This window comes from Bacteroidia bacterium, from assembly GCA_033391075.1.
GTDB lineage: Bacteria > Bacteroidota > Bacteroidia > J057 > J057 > JAWPMV01.
The window spans coordinates 3623067-3640518 of sequence record JAWPMV010000001.1 but is presented as its reverse complement, the minus strand read 5'-3'; the positions used below and the strand labels follow the sequence as shown (position 1 = coordinate 3640518).

Sequence of the window (17452 nt, the reverse complement as noted above, 5' to 3'; positions counted from 1 at the left end):
AAACTATTCTTCTTCATTGAGGGCTGGGGCAACAGGTATGGGGGGAGCTTCAGGCAGGCTTCCAGCAATCATTTCATTGAGCTTCTCAAGGACAAGTTTGGCGTCGGTAAGGTTGATCTCAAATCCTGTAGGCAAATCTATATAGAAGGGTTCTCCAATAGCTACCCCTTTTAAGCGATAGCTCAAATTTTCTTTTATAGCACCTTCATAAGGCCTTCCCAGCGTCAGTGTAAGATCTTCATCATTTGTATCAACTATTTCATATTCAACCCCTCGAATTTCTATAATTCTACCTATATCATCCATTGACGGGTACCAGCGCGTCAATTCAAAATCCTCTTCACTATATGATAGGATGGCCTTACTTAAATCCGCATTGTCAAAAGAAAGCGAACCTGGACCAGGAATAAAACCTTTCTTTTTGTCTCTCAGTACTTTGTTGAGTAGATCAATATGCGGCAATGTTTCCAGATCTTCAGAGTCAACATAGCTTAAATACGAATTGACAATCTCAGCTATAGGAGTATGTACATTCATTAATTGTTGTAGAAAACTGAGTACTTTGGTTTCACTACCTCGAGCTACAGGTACATAAACTGATGCCCTTCCTGCTTTCAAAAAGGTTTCGAATTCTTTGTCAGCATAATTCAGGGATAGTTTATTTGCCCAGGTCGACCTTCTGGCTGCTAGATAATCATCAGAAAAGAAGGTCATAGCGTCCCATTCAAACCACTCATTCATTAAATAAGCCAAACCATTCCTACCCATCATTTCCTGTCCAAATCTCGGTTCGGGCATATTTAAGCTGCCATAGCTGATATTATGTACGAGAATTTCAGATTCATTAAATCCTAGAGGTTCTCCTATCATAGATTGCACACACCATTTTTTCAATTCATTTTCCATCATTCGCCTGTTTTCCTCAGGGCTTCGTTCTTTAAATACGGTAGTATCCTTCCCGCGCATTTCTGCAATGCTTAATTGTCGCTCATATTCTTCCTGTCGGACAAGCTGAGCCTCTTTGATTATACGAAGTACTTCTGCTTTCCATTCATACATGGCTGCATCTGTGCGTTTACATAGCAGCTTAGTATTAATCTGGGCAATTTTGTGCCGAGCACTTAGCACATGGATAGCTAAATCAAGACCTTCAGCATAGTTTACATCTTTTTCTCTGAATAGATCAGTCAGGTCATAATTTTCATTTTGTACTCCATATCCACTTAGCCTTCCAAGATATTTTCCACCAAAAGTACTACGGCATTCAAACCAATCTTTGCGACTAGAACTTTCCCTATAATAACCTGAACAAGTGACATCAAGACTAGCAGGAATGTAATGAGCAGGAATTCTCATGTTTTTTGCAAACTGGATACTTGAGCTAAAGTTGATTTTGTTATCAGGATTCTCGAGAAAATTATCAGCTCCTTCACTCTGGGCACTATTTTCCTGAGCCGTCAGGTAGATGAACTTTTTGGGGGCAAGAGGAATGCTTATTTCAGGATATCGATTTTGCCATAGCTCTATTTCTGATTCATCTATGCTGGATAGACTGATCCTATGAATTTCGGGTTCCTTCAGATGTGAGTTTTGGGATTGAAGATGATGCAACAGCCAGATTCCTGGCTCAGGAATATCAAAAACCAGGGTCAGGGCTGTATCAAATTGCCTGAGCTGTACTTCCTGGCGCATTTTAAGCCAAAGATTTAATTCCGTTTTGCTTAGGGCGGCTGCTTCTCTTTTGAAAAGATGTCGCTCAATATTCCTAGTCGTTATGGCCTTCCTGATTCTTTTTGATTGTCTTTGAGAAAAACTTTTTTCAGCTTCTTTGGTGATTTTCTGAGCGGTATTCCGGCTTGAATTTTCCTGCTCAGATTGACTTCGAGAATAAGACCCGCCTGCGGATGCTTGTATTTTTGCTGTTCCGTACTTTGCACTAACCTTAAGCTTGGCTTCGGCTTTGATTGCTTCATTTGTTGATTTGCTTATATCTTTGCTAAACTCAGCGGAGACTTCTGACGACAAATTTTCAGACTCTGATTTTGATTCCTCTGTTTCCTCTTCCGTATCTTCAAAAGTTTCGATACTATTGGTAATCTCATGCTCATAGCTTTCATTGGCCCGAATAATCTCAACATCCGATACCTCTTCTACGAAATAAGCCTTGGGTTTCATTTCCACATCCAGTACCTGTGCTATCCCTATATCTCTTAAGGCGGGTTTTTGTCGAACAGGCCTGCCATCCTCCAGATATTCCTGGGTCCAGGCGGGCAAATCCTCTGGAAGGGATTCTCCATAGGTTTCCAACTCGGATAGATGCAAGTATATTAGGTTTAGATTGGCAATAATTTGCAAAGGAATGTTCTCCAATTCTGCTAAAAGTGCATGGGGGGTGTTTTCAGACTGAAACTCTTCATCCACAGGAGCCTTTAATGCGGGAAATGCTTCAAGGAGCTTAACTTCTTTCTCGTTTTTTCTGACGGTTTTATTCTCAAGGATCTTTTTTGCTTTTTGGAAAGCAGCTGATTCTGCTTTCATTAAGGCAGCTTTTTTTTCTTTTTCTGCCGTTTTGCTGGCCTCAGTCTGGGTGGACGTTTCTTTTCTAAATATCCAGAGTCCTTTGCTTTTCTCATTTATTCCAGTCTCAATATCGGTATTGTACTTTTCCTGGATTCGTTTTTTTTCTACCTGTAATTTTTTTGCTTCCCGCCTTAATTCTTCGCCAAGACTCTCCAACTCTTCAAGTAAAGATTTTTGTTCCTTTACTGCCTTATTCAGGCTATCATTGACCTGTTTTATGTTTTCATCGACTACCATCATAGATTGGTACTCCTGTTTATGAAACAGAGCCTGGAGATTATAGGGGTTGAGTTGCCGAATTTCAATCAGTTCAGATCTGCTGAGGCTACCTTTGTTCACATAGGTTTTAGTAGCAAGTACTAACAGAGGCAGATTATGATAAATGGGAACTCGTTTCTCAATTTCATCCTTGATTTTTATGCGGGCATTTTCTTTTCTATTCAGATTATAACTTTCAATGAGGTGCAAAGCCAAACAGTCAGCTATGATCTTTGTGCTTTTGTAGCTGTTTATTTTTGCAGCGTCTACTATCAACAAGTTTCTTAAATCCTTTAAAGAGCTACTTGAATCTTTCCATTCTTTGGCTAAGGGAGTGAGGAAATAATTTTTGAAGCTATTATCGTCCAGCCATTGATGTGATTCCAGCTTAGTCTTATCAGCAGGTGTATAGTCCTCTTTCGGTTTTTTAATTAGGTCATAAATTCCTTCATTTTGATCAATTGTAACTTGATCTTTATACCAATTTATGGAACTATCAATAGTGTCCAGCGGCACGGGCCGGAAATCCAATATTCTGAAAAGTTCTGTAGTCATAGTAAAGAGTGTGCTAGTATTTATATTTAAAATAGCTTTCTAACCATTGTGGATATAACAAATTGGATTTATTAGGAGTTGAATCTAATTTCAGTAGAATATTTGAAGAATCCGAAATATTCTGATTTTTATGGTAGCTTGATTAGCCGACCGAATTATTAAGTACATATTATTAGGAGAGTATGTTGAGTCAGGCAACCCAGAAATTATTCAAAAACTGTGGAGACATTAAGAAGTTAGACTGTACCAGGTTTAATTCATTAAAGTGTATTTATAGAATCCCACTGTATTTGAGAATAGCGTTGTAACCTGTTATAAATGATTTTAGGTATCAGAACTAATTTGTCTATAAATTTGACACACAACTTGATAATTTCCAATTTGTAAAATATCAAGCTCTTTTTAAGGTAAGAAAAACCCCTACTGTGGGTAGGGGTTAATTTGTTCATTAAAGGGAATATACTCTGTAGCAAACCACAGGGGTTTCTATTTTGCAGCAACTTGATTGTTGCGAGCTACTTCAGTCTCTACGATTCCCTTGTATCCGGTCTTGATATTGACAAGATTATGAATACCTCTGGATTTCAGGATGGAAGCTGCGATTACCGAACGATACCCACCGGCACAATACATATACACGGCTTTGTCTTTGGGAATGCTGGCCAGGTGATCATTAAGGAAAGATAAAGGTGCATGATAGGCCTGATCTACGTGCTCAAGGGCATACTCACCCGGCTTTCTCACGTCCAGTACCTGAATATTTCCTTCTGCAAATTTGTCCGCAAATTCAAGGGCGGTTTCTGTAGGAAGATGATCCGTTTCTTTTCCGGCTGCTTGCCAGCTTTCAAGGCCTCCTTTCAGATAACCCAGGGTATTGTCGAAGCCTACTCTCGCAAGGCGTGTAATGGCTTCCTCCACTTTGCTTTCATCCACCACCAGGAGAATTTCCTGTTTGACATCCTTGATCAGGGCACCTACCCAGGGAGCAAAGCTTCCGTCGAGCCCTATGAAGATAGAGCGTGGGATATGACTTTTGATGTAGTCTTCGCGATTTCTCACATCCAGCACAACTGCTCCGGTTTCATTTGCAGCTGTTTCAAAAGCATCTGGAGAAAGCGCCATTTTCCCATCATTCAAAACCTTATCGATGCTTTCATATCCCTCTTTGTTCATTTGTACATTGAGGGGGAAATAGGCGGGAGGAGGCAGGAGGCCATCCGTTACTTCCTTGATGAATTCATCTTTCGTCATATCCGCCCGTAAGGCATAATTCATCTCTTTTTGATTCCCCAATTTGTCCTGGGTGGCATTCATCATGTTTTTCCCGCAGGCAGAACCTGCTCCATGCGCAGGATAAACGATAATGTCATCTGATAGCGGCATGATTTTGTTTCTCAGGCTATCAAATAACATTCCAGCCAAATCTTCCTGCGTCATGCTTGCCGCTTTCTGTGCGAGATCCGGTCTGCCAACATCTCCCAGAAAGAGGGTGTCTCCGCTAAAGATGGCATAATCCTTCCCCTTTTCGTCCTTGAGTAAATAGGTCGAACTTTCCATGGTATGGCCTGGAGTATGTAGTACAGTGATACTAAGATTCCCTAGCTGAAATACCTCTCCATCTTTTGCAATATGTGCTTCAAATTTTGGATTTGCATTGGGACCATATACAATAGGAGCCCCTGTTTTTTCTGCGAGGGTCACATGACCGCTGACAAAATCCGCATGAAAATGGGTTTCAAAAATGTATTTGATCTTTGCGCCTTTTTTACCGGCTTTTTCAATGTATGGCTGTACCTCACGCAAGGGATCGATGATCGCGGCTTCCCCTTCACTCTCGATGTAATATGCACCCTGTGCTAAACATCCTGTATAAATTTGTTCAACTACCATAATAGTGAGGATTAAAATTCTACAAATATGCGAAATAGATGTGACAATACTTCTGTGATCTGTTTCGCATAGAACAAGTATTTAGTTTAAAAAATTAAGATTCATTGATTGAAGAGTAATTCCTTTACCAAAATGAAAATACTCATGAATAAGACGAACCAGCCAAAGCCGGATTTAAGCTTTTTCCCGGGAATATAATTAGATACATACCCTCCGATAAAAATTCCTCCTACTGCCAGCAGGGTGAAAAAGAGGAGAAAGTTCCAATCTATGACCTGACCCGTTTGTATATCGCCTAAAAAGCCGATCAAAGATTTTATGGCAATGATAGTGAGCGAAGTCCCAACTGCCAATTTCATAGGCAGCCTCGCCAGTAAAACCAATGCAGGTATTATTAAGAAGCCTCCACCAGCGCCTACAATTCCCGTCAGGGTACCCACAAAAAAACCATCCAATAAAATCATCGGATAATTGAACTTTTGCTCCCTGAATTTCTTGAGAGAAGGGACTGACTTTTTCCTAATCATGGAAATAGAGGCTGCGAACATGATGATGGCAAAGAAAATCATCAGGGCAATATCCTTGGTCAGAACGAAGGATTCTGTTGTTATCAGGATATCGGGTATTGCGGGTAGAAGAAAGGTCCGGGTAAGGTAAACAGCAATAAAAGAAGGGACTGCGAAAACAATAGCTGTTTTTAAATCAACCAGACCTTTTTTAAAATTGGTTACTGCTCCTACACTGGCTACTACTCCTACTATAAAAAGGGAGTAGGCTGTAGCAAGTACTGGACTGATCCCCAGGATATATACTAATACCGGAACAGAGAGGATAGAACCTCCTCCTCCCAATAATCCCATGGTGAAGCCAATAAGTAGTGCTAAAAAGTATCCTAATATTTCCATGTAATCTATTTCCTGCGTGTTTCTTTAGAGTTTATTCCCAAATTAATCTACATGCCTGCATACAATCAAAGATCTGCAAGATATGGGGATCACGTAATTGGTAAAAGATGTATTTGCCCTTTTTCTCAGAAACCAAAATGCCTTTATCCTTCATTTTTATCAAATGATGGGATAACATAGAGGTTTCAACTTCCTGCCCTAGTTTATCCTTGATATCACTTACGGTCAGAGATTTCTCCGCTTCAAGCAATTCTAATATGTCCAATCTTACCGGATGAGCAATGGTTTTGAGAATCCCAGCCATTTTGCTGAGAGACTCTAATGGGATATTTCTTCTTTTTACCAATGACATATTCAGATATATGAACAAATGTTGGAATGTTGTAATATTAACGAAAAAAAATCGGCCAGGTTACAGATTCTGACCGATTTTTTGTGAAATATGTCTTAGCTGAGTTTACTCAGGCCTGTTTTTAATCTATTTACCGCATCTTTTAGTACCTCATCTGCATAGGCATAAGATATACGGGCATGACTTGCTGTTCCGAAGGCATTGCCAGGAACAAGGGCCAATCCTACTTCATCTATCAGGTAAAGGCAAAGCTCTCCAATGTCATCGAGCTTCTTGCCAGCGGGAGAAGTTTTACCTAAAAATGCTTTGAGGTCTGGATAGAAATAGAAAGCTCCATCGGGTAGAATTACTTCCAGTCCTTCTATAGCTCTCAATTCATCATACATCATATCTCTCCTTTTGCGGAATGCTTCCCGCATAGCATAGGTAGGGGAGAGGTCTCCATTTAAGGCAGCTATTGCTCCTTGTTGGGCAAAAGCATTGGGGCCGGAAGTACATTGACCCTGAAGCTTCTCACTTACTTTCGCTATTTCTAGAGGAGCGGCGATATATCCCAATCTCCATCCTGTCATGGCATAGCCTTTAGAAAAGCCATTTACTGTGATCACCCGATCAAAAATACTTTCAAAGCTTCCGAGGCTTACATGATCAAAACCAAAAGTGATATGTTCATAGATTTCGTCAGAAATGATATACACTTCCGGATGTCTTTCCAGCACTTTCACCAATTCCGCCAATTCTGCCTCGCTGTACATACTTCCACTTGGATTAGAAGGAGTCGTAAGGAATAGCAAACGCGTATTGGGCTTGATGGCAGTCTCTAATTGCTCCGGACTGATTTTATAAGCAGTATCAATGCTGGTTGGAATTCGGGTGATGTCCGCCTGAGCAAGGATACACATGGCCTCATAGGATACCCAGTAAGGAGTAGGGAGGATAACCCCGTCTCCAGGATTTAACATACCCAGAACTACATTGTACAGAGACTGTTTCGCACCTGTCGAGACTACAATCTGATTTGGAGCATAGCTCAAGCCATTATCCCGTTTAAGTTTATCTACAATAGCTTGCCTCAGTTCAGGATATCCTGCAACGGGAGGATAGTGAGTATAACCTGCATCCAGGGCTGCTTTGGCAGCTTCACGAATGTGCTCAGGTGTATCAAAATCGGGCTCACCCAATGTAAGTCCGATAACGTCGCGACCTTCTGCTTTCAACTCTCTTACTTTCTTTGAAATAGAAAGGGTCGCTGAAGGTGCAACGGAAGCTATTCGACTAGATAATTGCATAATTTAGAATTTTAACCCGCCAAATATACGACTTATTCAATGCATTGTATCCCTGATGTTAAAATTGTTAATAGATGGTGGATATTTTTCTATTTATCTAAGCAGGCTTACGGTTCCGCTTTCCTGACGGAGGAAACTTGTGTTATCTCTCAGGGGCAATTCATACCTGACCAGCCATACATATACTCCTTGTGGAGCCATTTTTCCACCGGCAATCCGCCCATTCCAAAATTCATCAGGAGAATCTGTTTGGAAAATCAGTCCTCCCCAGCGATCAAATATTTTTAAGTTGAACTGGGTCATATCCTCAGCAAGGATACCAAAAAAATCATTGAGCCCATCATCATTGGGAGTAAAGGCTGTAGGGACATAGAGGGTGGGAGGACAATATCGATTTATCTGGATAGAATCTGCATTTACACAAGCCAAATCATCTATTACCTCCACAAAATAATTTCCTTCTTCCGTAACGGTAAAGGAGCTTTCCATACTCCCATCTTGCCAGCGATAACTCGTCCAATTGCCTGCATCAAGTAGAATGGGACCTCCATCGCAGATTACGGTATCCATGCCAAGAGCGGGATCAGGTAGGGGACGCACTTCTACAAATTGTTCTTTGGGGAAGGTGGCGCATCCGGATATGATCCCGACTACTGTATAGGCTCCTGTCATAGCCGGATCCGTATTATCAATCAGAGGAAACTGTTCCTCCGAAAAATAGTCCAGGGGTCCTTGCCATTCGAAACTTGCCCCTGCCAGATCAGTCGCCCCCAATTGTACGGGATCATCTTCGCAAACAAGGGTGTCATTGAACGCTTCAAGACTTTGGCGGAGAGTAACGAGCAAATCCTGATTGATTGTATCAATGGTATTCAGACAAAAATCCTCTATGATTACCTCTACAGGATAAGACCCTAAGGCAGTGTAGATATGGCTTGGCTCAAAGTCTGTAGAACTATTTCCGTCTCCAAAATCCCATTGGACCGAGACGCGATCTTCGGGTAATCCCGTGGAAAAAAATATGGTATCATTCAGGCAGCCTCCTTCGGGAATGGGACTGGCATTGAGGGGAAGGAAACTAGCCCCTGCCGAGTAGGCATAAGATTCAAATTCGCCATATCCATAAGCAGTTGCTATGACTCCGCAACCGGATGAGGTGATCGTATGGGTTCCCGTTGAAACGCTTAAACTGGCATATACATAATCCGTATTGCCCGCGATACTTTGAAATTGATTAGAGATAAGGTTCCCATCCAGATAAACAGAGTCCTTATCTATGTCTCTCGTAATGACATTTACGTAGTTCTCCAGTATTCCCTCGAAGGGAGATGAATATAAGGTAAGGGTGTCTCGGGTTTGCTCGACTGAATTTAGCAGGATCATAGAAGGATCGCCCAGATTGCTTTGAGAATTGCAGGTATTGCCGATATTAAATTGGGCAACCAGGATGCCTCTATTTGCTTCTATAAAGGAAGGAAGGCCATACAAACGAAACTCCAGGAATTCACCTTCATTCAAATTTGCTACAAGCGCCCCATCTCTATAGACGACGGTATTATCTTCTGAGGCAAGTACCCGATAATAATCAAAGCTGGCATCCTTGCTTGGAACAGTCAGGAATTTCTTCCCCCAGGTGCTGACCGGGTACATTTGTTCGTATAAGTTGTCTCGGGTGCTGCAGCTCAGGGGAACTTCGGTCCAACTTGCTCCGGAAAAGAGGGCAATAGATTTATCAGCAGAAACTTTGCTCCCTGTCAAATCTCCCCCCAAGCCGGAAAGTGCCTGAACCTGGTAGGTTTCCCCTTGATCCAGGACAACATTAATACGACTATTAGCCGGGCTGCCTCCTGCTGTTGGATCCGAAGGAATAATTTCGATAGTGGTTTCATCTTCAGTAGCTACTATGAGGAATTCTGAAGGATGTACCCCTCGATTATTTTCATAGCCAAAATAACTCATTGCATAGTAATTGCTCCCCAGAGAATTTGTAGGAAGAACAGCCGATGCTTCTGATCGAAAGTTGGCATACTGATGAGCATAAATGGAAACCGGGGCCTGGCTTTGTATATGTATACCAGTACGGGTAATACTTTCGCTACCTATTGTTTCTGCATTCAAAGGGATACTTACAAAAACCACATCATTGGCTGCTACGCTAAAGCTAGTGCTCCAGGACAGCAAAGGCATACTGACGGTACCACTGGTAGTATAGCGAGAGGAAATCATGAGGACTTTTGTGTTGGCATTTTGATCCAGATGCTCCATAAATCCCATCCAGAAATCAGTACCTTCATTTGATTGTGCCAATACACAAATGTCAAAAAAGAAGAGAAAAAGTAAGGGTAGTAGTTTTCGCATACAGCTCTTGTAATCTTTACCTAAATATGACAATTTTTTGCTCAGGAATATTCCTAAAAAACGAAAAGCCTTTGCCAAAGGTGTTTATTCCTGCTTCCAGCATTTTTAGTCCTCATCTCTCGATCAAATATAAACCTGGATTTAGGGTAAAAGTCCCATTGCCTGTATAATAAATTCTTGCTCGGACCGGTTCTACCTATATTAGGCCCTGAAAAGAGGCATAAGGTTGCCTGATTCCAACCATTTGAAAACAAGTCTGTCTATTGAATAAAGAACAAATCATCACATAAAGAAATGAGAATCGAAAAACTAATCATACTGATCCCTTTTTGTATCCTTCTGGCTTGTAAGCCCTTTAGCAAGGATCAGTTTATGAGTCGCTACGAATCATTCATGGATAATGTGAAGGAAAACCATGAAGATTTTAATGATACTGATTGGGACCGCAAGGATGAGCAGCTGGAGGAAATGCTGGATGAGTGGTATCCTGAATTCGAAGAAGATTTCACCCGTAAAGAAAGAACACGCATCTGGTCAGATGCCATGCAATATGCCATGTACAGACATGGCAACAATCTGGAAAATTTTTGGTCTGACAATGGGGAGGAATTGTCAGAAATGATTCGTTTACATGCCAAGGATATTTCTCGAGAAACCCGTGAAGCTCTCAAAGAGATCGTACCAGAGATCAAAGAGGCACTTCCCGAACTCAAAGAAGCCGGAAGAGAAATTCTAAAAGAATTGATTGAGGCTGGAAAAGAACTCGAGAAAGAACTGGAGAAGAATTAATACGGAGTGGTATCCGTAATATCGTCTAAACATTGACTGAAAATCCCTTCCTTTGAGGAGGGATTTTTCATGTTGAGGACAATCAAATCAAAAGGCCTGGCGCTAAGGGCTTAGGTTCCACTCAAAAATCAGCTGATCCATAGCCAAATTTTTACTAGATTTCATTGTTTTCCATCAGCTAAACCCATATTTATGTTCAGCACGCGTTTTTTCGTTGGTTTATTTTCGATCCTGATCCTGTCTTTAGGTAATCTTTCTGCACAGAGGGCTGCCTTTAAACCTCAGATCCATGAACTCAGTTTGCAATTAGGTTCGATCAACTCCATACCAACTTTGAGTGATGGATATGATAATGGATCCTCTTTTAGTCTACATCCCCTCAATGGAATTAGGTACACCTATCATTATTCTATCTCGGATGGATTTCGGATAGGAGCTTTTAGACGAAATGCCAGTTTTGCCTATCCAGATGGTTTTCAACAGTTGGATGATTATACGGCTGAAAAGACGGACTGGGATTTTCATCTGGGTTACAAACGCATGTATCATATGGGGCAATCTCAGATTTTTGGGGGAGCTGACCTCATTTATACCAGTGGAAAAGTAGAGGCTCTTGCTATGAGCAATGGAGGGAATATCCCGGCTTCTTATTCCTATCGCAATCTGGGTGCAAGTGCCTTTTTCGGATACAGTTTTTTCTTCAATACCCATCTTTCTCTCACATTTGAAGGTGAGGCCTATTTTACAGGGATACAGAATCAAAGTCCGCTAAGTAATAGCCAGGAGCCTGTGAGTACTTTTTTGTTGGAGGATAATGAGATTGGATTAAATGCTTCTATCTACCTCAACTTTCATTTGGTGAAAATGAAAAAGCGCTGTACCTGTCCTAAAGTTCGGATTTAGGCATTCCCCCTTTTATACGCTCAGCCACTTTTTCTGCTTTTTGTTGCTTCATGCAGGCGAAATGTCCTTTTGGACATTGGTCAAATCCTATTTTGGAGCAAGGCCGACAATCCAGATTCCTGATCTCTAATAATTGATGAGGACTTTTGTAAGGTGTCATGCCAAATTCCGGAACTGTATTTCCCCAAAGAGAATAGATATCCATTTGAAAGGCAGCAGCAATATGCATAAAGCCTGTATCATGCGCGACTACCGCTCGGCATTGTTTTAATAATGCCGCTGACTCCAGTAGAGATAAATGGCCCACGCTATTATAAAGAGGTGTTTGTATAAACTTACTGATTTCTTCTGCCTCTTCTTTCGCATCCGGTCCTCCGATCAGGACAACGGCTTCCCCCAACTGTTCAATAAGTTCAATAAAATGAGAAGCTGGCCAGCGTTTGGTAGCATGTTTGGCTCCCAGTACAATTGCCAGAGGTTTTTCTGAGACCTGGGGCAGTTGTTCACTCAAGAGATTCTGAGCCTTTTCCTCCAATCCCTCTGGAACAAAAAAATCGAGGCCTTCATGGTCCAATTGACTGCCCACAATAGATAAGGTATCTGCATACCTTTCTACAATATGCCTGAGTTTGATCTTTCTATTCTTAAAGCGAACCATTTTATATTTCGCCCAGTTCTCCTTGGGAAAGGAAGAGGCTTTTACTCCCAATCGAAGTTTAATCAAAAAGCTCCGCAGATTGTGGTGAAGATCCAGTATGTAATCGAAGTTTTCTTGCTTCAGTTCCTGGATGGTTTCCCCTAAAGAATCCTTGAGAATATGCAGTTTGTCTATATGAGGATTATGGAGGAGTAAATCTTTATGCGCCTTTTTACTAAGAAAGTGGACTTCATAATCCGGATGACTTTTTTTCAGACTTCTGGGGACAGGGCTTGTTAGGACTATATCTCCTATCGAGCTAAATCTAATAATCAATACTTTTTTCAGGCCCATACCGTATTCTCCAGTATTTATCGGACAAAGATACAGATGTTTCTTTCAAAGAAGCGAAATCCATCAGGGATTCGACGGGTGAAATTGCTCTCATGACCTTTTAAACATCATTTTTGGCCGATACCCTTCTTTGCTCCTCTCTCTGCTTAAATAATCAATAAATTGGCCTTAAGATTGCTTAAAAAAGACTGTATATCAGGCTTTTCTTTTGCGGATATAGACTAAGACACCCATTCAAAGACCCGACAAAACACGTCCAAATGAGATACGCATACCTCATATCCCTACTGTTTCTCCCATATTCTTTGTTCTCTCAGGTCTTACGGGTAAATCCTTCAAATCCCAGGGCCGATGATATTGTAAGCATTGTTTTTGATGCCAGTAAAGGAAATAAGGCCTTACTAGGTTATACCGGAGAGGTATATGCCCATACAGGTGTTATTTTAGGTACGGTTGATCAACCCAGTGACTGGCGCTATGTGCAGGGAAATTGGGGAAAAGCCGATGACCGAATGAAAATGGAACGTATCGGCCCGGATTTATATCAGATACAGTTTCAGATCAAAAATTTCTATGGATTCACCGACCATGATCCTTTCCTCCAAATGGCTTTCGTTTTCAGAAATGAAAATGGCTCACTCGTAGCTAAGGACAGCGAAGACAAAGATATATTCTATCCCCAATACCAGGTATTTGAGCAAGGTCCCCTTGAGAATGCGCATGCGGGCAATGCTGATAATATGGATGCAGTTGAAAAAATGCAGCAATTGGATAATGGGAGTATTTATTTTTCGGATGGAGAGCAATCCATTCTACTCAAATCATATGGAGAAGGGATACTCAATGTTAGCTATTTCCCTAAAGGGGGATTAGAGGAAAGAGGGTCGTCGGCAGTTGTACAAAGACCAGAGCCTTTTAGAAATATATATGACGGGAATACGCATGATCCCTACCGCCTCGCCGGAGTAGATCCTTTTAATATTCGCCTTCATCAGGCACCTACTCGTTTAGAATTTCTGGATGGGAATCGGGAATTGCTTTTGGATGAAGACGGCTTTTTTTACCATAAAGATCTCAGAGGAGTTGGCCAGATCACAGGAGTTCGCTTCCAGCTATCAGATGAAGAACATTTATACGGCATGGGAGCCAGGGCAGTAGATCAGGACCTCAATGGAAAAAGATTATATACCTATAATTCTCCTGCCTATGGATATAGCAAAGGAGAGGACAACCTCAATTTGAGTATTCCACTTATTATTTCCTCCAAAGGCTATGGGATATTTTTTGATAATCCCCGCAAGGCCTATCTGGATATGGGGAAAAGAGAGCCCGGAGTACTGGAATATGGTGTGAAAGACTCCAACCTTTCCTATTTCATTATTTTGGGTCCCGAACCTGCAAAAATTGTCGAACGCTATACCCGACTTACGGGACGCCAGAGTATGCCTCCCAGATGGGCTTTAGGATTTATCCAGGGGAGAAATGGCTATAAAAATCAGTTTGAAGCAGAGCGGATCGTAAAAAGGAGTTTGGCTGCTGGTTATCCGATTGATGCCATTTTACTGGATAAGTACTGGTTTGGAGGTGAAGAAAAAATGGGAAATATGGATTGGGACCGTAAAATATGGCCTAATCCAGAACGCATGATATCGGACTTTAAGGATAAAGGAATTCACACCATCCTTAGTGCTGATCCCTATATCGCACAAGGCAGCAAGCATTTTGCAACTGCCGACAAAGGAAGCCTGTTTGCCACCAATGCAAAAGGTAAGACTCGAATTATTTCAGATTTCCCTTCGGGGCCTGCAGCATTACTAGATGTATTTAATACAAATCTGGCAGACTGGATGTGGCCTCAGTATCATACTCAAATGGAAAATGGCATATCTGCCTGGTCCAGTCAAAGAAGTGGCCCGAATCTACATCCGAGAGATATGGTTCATAAAAAGGGACTGGCAGAAGAGGTTCATAATCTGTATTCTTTAAAATGGTCGCGAATCCTGTATGAAAAGTTTAAGCAGGATTATCCCGAGATCAGGTTTTTCAATATCCAGAGCTCTGGATATGCAGGGGTACAACGCTATGGCACCTTTATGTGGTCCGGAGAAGCTGCTCGCTCCTGGAATGCCTATAAAGCTCAAATCCCAATCATATTGGGCAGTGGCTTAAGCGGAGTTGGATACATGCATTCAGGTATTGGGGGATATACAGGAGGTCCCAAAGATCCGGAACTATATAGAAGGTGGATGCAATTAGGAGCATTTTCTCCCATTATGCGGGTGTATGGAGAAGAAGGAGTTGAGCCTGAACCAATTTTTTACGATCCCTATACCCAGCGGGCTGTTAAAAAGGCAATTCAACTAAGGTATCGTTTACTTCCTTACAATTACCATCTGGCCTACGAGAATAATCAGAAAGGAACTCCTTTGGCGCGGCCACTTATGTACGAAATCCCCCAGGACCCACAAGCCTGGGAAATTGAGGATCAATATTTTTGGGGTCCTGCTTTGATGGTAGCCCCTGTTTTGGAAAGAGGACAAAAGTTAAAAGATATATATTTTCCGAAAGGGGAGTGGTTTAATTTTTATACAGAAGAATTGATCAGCGGAGGTAGCAAAGAATCCATTCCTTTAAAGGCGGATGAAATTCCACTATTTGTAAAAAGAGGTTCCTGGATTCCCATGGCTAATGTCATGCAAAATACTTCCGAATTCCGAGGTGATAGTTTGGTTCTGCATTATTACCCGAATCCCGAAACCGAATTTGATCAGGGAGAGCTTTATTGGGACAATGGAGTGAGTGAAACAAATTTTTTACAGGATGACTACAAAAAGCTTTTCTTTACCGGCAAAGTGAAAGGTTTTAAAATATTTGCCCAAATAAGAGGTGAAGGGAAAATGAAAGCCTTGAATGGAGGAATAAATATCCTCTTGCATATTCATGGATTTTCAACAGCTCCTGAAAGTGTAAAAGTCTTTGGTAAAAAGGTTATGTTGAGTGATCAGGATGCCTATATAAAAAGCCCGGGTCCGGAAGCAGCCTGGTGGGACTTCGAAAAAAATACAGTTGTCGTGAAAGTCAATTGGTCGGGTGCCGATACTATGGTTGAGATAAAAGGATATTTGAAGTAGGTTTTTTATCAAATTGTTAAAGAATAACTTTCATTTGTACACAAATGAAAGTTTTTGCAGCTTTGTCGGCGATTTAATCTCGCTCCCATAACCCTAAAGATCGAATATATGATTACAGCTAAGAAAAAATTTCGCGCCGGGGTCCTCCACGGTGATGAAGTTACGGAACTACTCAACTACGCAAATGAAAATAACTTTGCCCTTCCTGCAGTAAACGTAGTTGGAACCAATACTGTAAACGGCGCTATAGAAACAGCAAGAGATGCGAACTCTCCGATTATCATTCAATTTTCAAATGGTGGAGCTGTATTTTTTGCAGGTAAAGGCCTTGGGAATGAAAATCAAAAAGCGGCTATAGCAGGTGGCGTATCAGGTGCACATCATGTACACCAAATGGCCAAAGCCTATGGAGTACCCGTTATTTTGCATACGGACCATGCTGCAAAAAAACTCCTTCCCTGGATAGACGGACTCCTGGATGCTGGTGAAAAGTTTTACGAGCAAACGGGTCAACCTCTGTACAGCTCTCACATGCTGGATCTTTCTGAAGAACCCATTGAAGAGAATATCGAAATCTCTGCCAAATACTTCGAGAGAATGAATACTATGGGCATGACCATCGAGATCGAATTGGGAGTAACCGGTGGTGAAGAAGACGGAGTTGACAATACTGATATCGACAGTTCCCGTTTGTATACTCAGCCATCTGAAGTTTCGTATGCTTATGAGCGTTTGAAAAAGATCAGCGATAACTTTACCGTTGCTGCTGCTTTCGGTAATGTACATGGAGTTTACAAACCAGGAAACGTTAGCCTTAAGCCTATCATCCTTAAAAACTCTCAGGAGTTCGTACAGGAAAAATTTGGTACAGGTTCCAATCCGATCAACTTTGTATTCCACGGCGGTTCCGGTTCTTCTCGTGAAGAAATCCGCGAAGCCATTGAGTATGGAGCTGTAAAAATGAACATTGATACTGATACCCAATGGGCATACTGGAATGGGGTTCGTGAATACGAATCTGAGTGGAGAGCATACCTGCAGGCACAAATCGGAAACCCAGAGGGAGACGACAAGCCTAATAAGAAAAAGTATGATCCTCGTGTTTGGTTGCGTGAAGGAGAAAAATCCTTTAATAAAAGGCTTAAGTTAGCTTTTGAAGACTTAAACGCGATTGACGTATTGGGATAAGTTCCCTAAAGATATATTTATTTCGAAAAATCGTAGCAAATGTATGTTTTGCTACGATTTTTTTTTATTTCCTTACATGGAATCAAGCTGAAATTTTATCGATCTCAAGACCCAATGAGATGGAAATCAGCTTTGAGGATTATTAAGGCTTATAGTTTGATGAAAATATTACATGAGCTGTAATATGTTTAATATGTAAAATAAACGAACTCGAATTGATGTCGCATAGAGCTATTATTGCACAACGATTAAATAAAGCTCTG

Annotated in this window: 11 protein-coding genes; 4 read left to right on the top strand and 7 right to left on the bottom strand. The window is 41.4% G+C overall.

The features are described 5' to 3' along the window. Window positions 1-3 precede the first annotated feature (3 nt). The 6 genes from R8P61_14540 to R8P61_14515 all read right to left on the bottom strand — a co-directional run bounded on the left by R8P61_14540 (window position 4) and on the right by R8P61_14515 (window position 10187). Window positions 4-3393: a hypothetical protein gene (locus R8P61_14540; GenBank protein ID MDW3648284.1), complete on the bottom strand. Its 3390-nt coding sequence runs from the start codon at window positions 3391-3393 to the stop codon at window positions 4-6. Between the two features lie 486 nt (window positions 3394-3879). Further along, entirely contained in the window at window positions 3880-5283 is a 1404-nt protein-coding gene (locus R8P61_14535; GenBank protein MDW3648283.1) for an MBL fold metallo-hydrolase, read from the bottom strand. A 101-nt stretch (window positions 5284-5384) separates the two neighbouring features. Then, entirely contained in the window at window positions 5385-6197 is an 813-nt protein-coding gene (locus R8P61_14530; GenBank protein ID MDW3648282.1) for a sulfite exporter TauE/SafE family protein, read from the bottom strand. Window positions 6198-6219: 22 nt separating this feature from the next. After that, a complete protein-coding gene (locus tag R8P61_14525; protein MDW3648281.1) occupies window positions 6220-6540 on the bottom strand; it encodes a metalloregulator ArsR/SmtB family transcription factor in 321 nt (106 codons plus the stop codon). A gap of 95 nt (window positions 6541-6635) precedes the next feature. Continuing rightward, window positions 6636-7829 carry a pyridoxal phosphate-dependent aminotransferase gene (locus R8P61_14520; GenBank protein ID MDW3648280.1) on the bottom strand — a complete coding sequence of 398 codons (1194 nt, stop codon included), beginning with the start codon at window positions 7827-7829 and terminating at the stop codon, window positions 6636-6638. A gap of 93 nt (window positions 7830-7922) precedes the next feature. Next, window positions 7923-10187, bottom strand: a complete 2265-nt coding sequence (locus R8P61_14515; GenBank protein ID MDW3648279.1) for a gliding motility-associated C-terminal domain-containing protein — start codon at window positions 10185-10187, stop codon at window positions 7923-7925. A gap of 294 nt (window positions 10188-10481) precedes the next feature. Between R8P61_14515 and R8P61_14510 the strand changes: the two genes are divergently transcribed. After that, window positions 10482-10976 carry a DUF6565 domain-containing protein gene (locus R8P61_14510; protein MDW3648278.1) on the top strand — a complete coding sequence of 165 codons (495 nt, stop codon included), beginning with the start codon at window positions 10482-10484 and terminating at the stop codon, window positions 10974-10976. A gap of 192 nt (window positions 10977-11168) precedes the next feature. Continuing rightward, a complete protein-coding gene (locus R8P61_14505) occupies window positions 11169-11879 on the top strand; it encodes a hypothetical protein (protein ID MDW3648277.1) in 711 nt (236 codons plus the stop codon). On the opposite strand, the gene R8P61_14500 is transcribed toward R8P61_14505, so the two are convergent. Continuing rightward, window positions 11863-12870, bottom strand: coding sequence for a glycosyltransferase family 9 protein (locus R8P61_14500; GenBank protein ID MDW3648276.1), 1008 nt, complete (start codon window positions 12868-12870; stop codon window positions 11863-11865). The genes R8P61_14505 and R8P61_14500 overlap by 17 nt on opposite strands. Window positions 12871-13130: 260 nt before the next feature. Between R8P61_14500 and R8P61_14495 the strand changes: the two genes are divergently transcribed. Together R8P61_14495 and fbaA are read left to right on the top strand one after the other, a co-directional pair. Further along, complete coding sequence (locus R8P61_14495) at window positions 13131-16001, top strand: glycoside hydrolase family 31 protein (GenBank protein MDW3648275.1); 2871 nt, start codon at window positions 13131-13133, stop codon at window positions 15999-16001. Window positions 16002-16109: 108 nt separating this feature from the next. After that, window positions 16110-17189, top strand: coding sequence for a class II fructose-bisphosphate aldolase (fbaA, locus tag R8P61_14490; GenBank protein ID MDW3648274.1), 1080 nt, complete (start codon window positions 16110-16112; stop codon window positions 17187-17189). Window positions 17190-17452: the final 263 nt, after the last annotated feature.

Excerpts from the sequence above, each read along its gene's own strand:
- R8P61_14535 (MDW3648283.1), bottom strand. The coding sequence starts at position 5,283 with ATGGTAGTTGAACAAATTTATACAGGATGTTTAGCACAGGGTGCATAT.
- R8P61_14510 (MDW3648278.1), top strand. The coding sequence starts at position 10,482 with ATGAGAATCGAAAAACTAATCATACTGATCCCTTTTTGTATCCTTCTG.
- R8P61_14540 (MDW3648284.1), bottom strand. The coding sequence starts at position 3,393 with ATGACTACAGAACTTTTCAGAATATTGGATTTCCGGCCCGTGCCGCTG.
- R8P61_14495 (MDW3648275.1), top strand. The coding sequence starts at position 13,131 with ATGAGATACGCATACCTCATATCCCTACTGTTTCTCCCATATTCTTTG.
- fbaA (MDW3648274.1), top strand. The coding sequence starts at position 16,110 with ATGATTACAGCTAAGAAAAAATTTCGCGCCGGGGTCCTCCACGGTGAT.
- R8P61_14505 (MDW3648277.1), top strand. The coding sequence starts at position 11,169 with ATGTTCAGCACGCGTTTTTTCGTTGGTTTATTTTCGATCCTGATCCTG.
- R8P61_14525 (MDW3648281.1), bottom strand. The coding sequence starts at position 6,540 with ATGTCATTGGTAAAAAGAAGAAATATCCCATTAGAGTCTCTCAGCAAA.
- R8P61_14520 (MDW3648280.1), bottom strand. The coding sequence starts at position 7,829 with ATGCAATTATCTAGTCGAATAGCTTCCGTTGCACCTTCAGCGACCCTT.
- R8P61_14500 (MDW3648276.1), bottom strand. The coding sequence starts at position 12,870 with ATGGGCCTGAAAAAAGTATTGATTATTAGATTTAGCTCGATAGGAGAT.
- R8P61_14515 (MDW3648279.1), bottom strand. The coding sequence starts at position 10,187 with ATGCGAAAACTACTACCCTTACTTTTTCTCTTCTTTTTTGACATTTGT.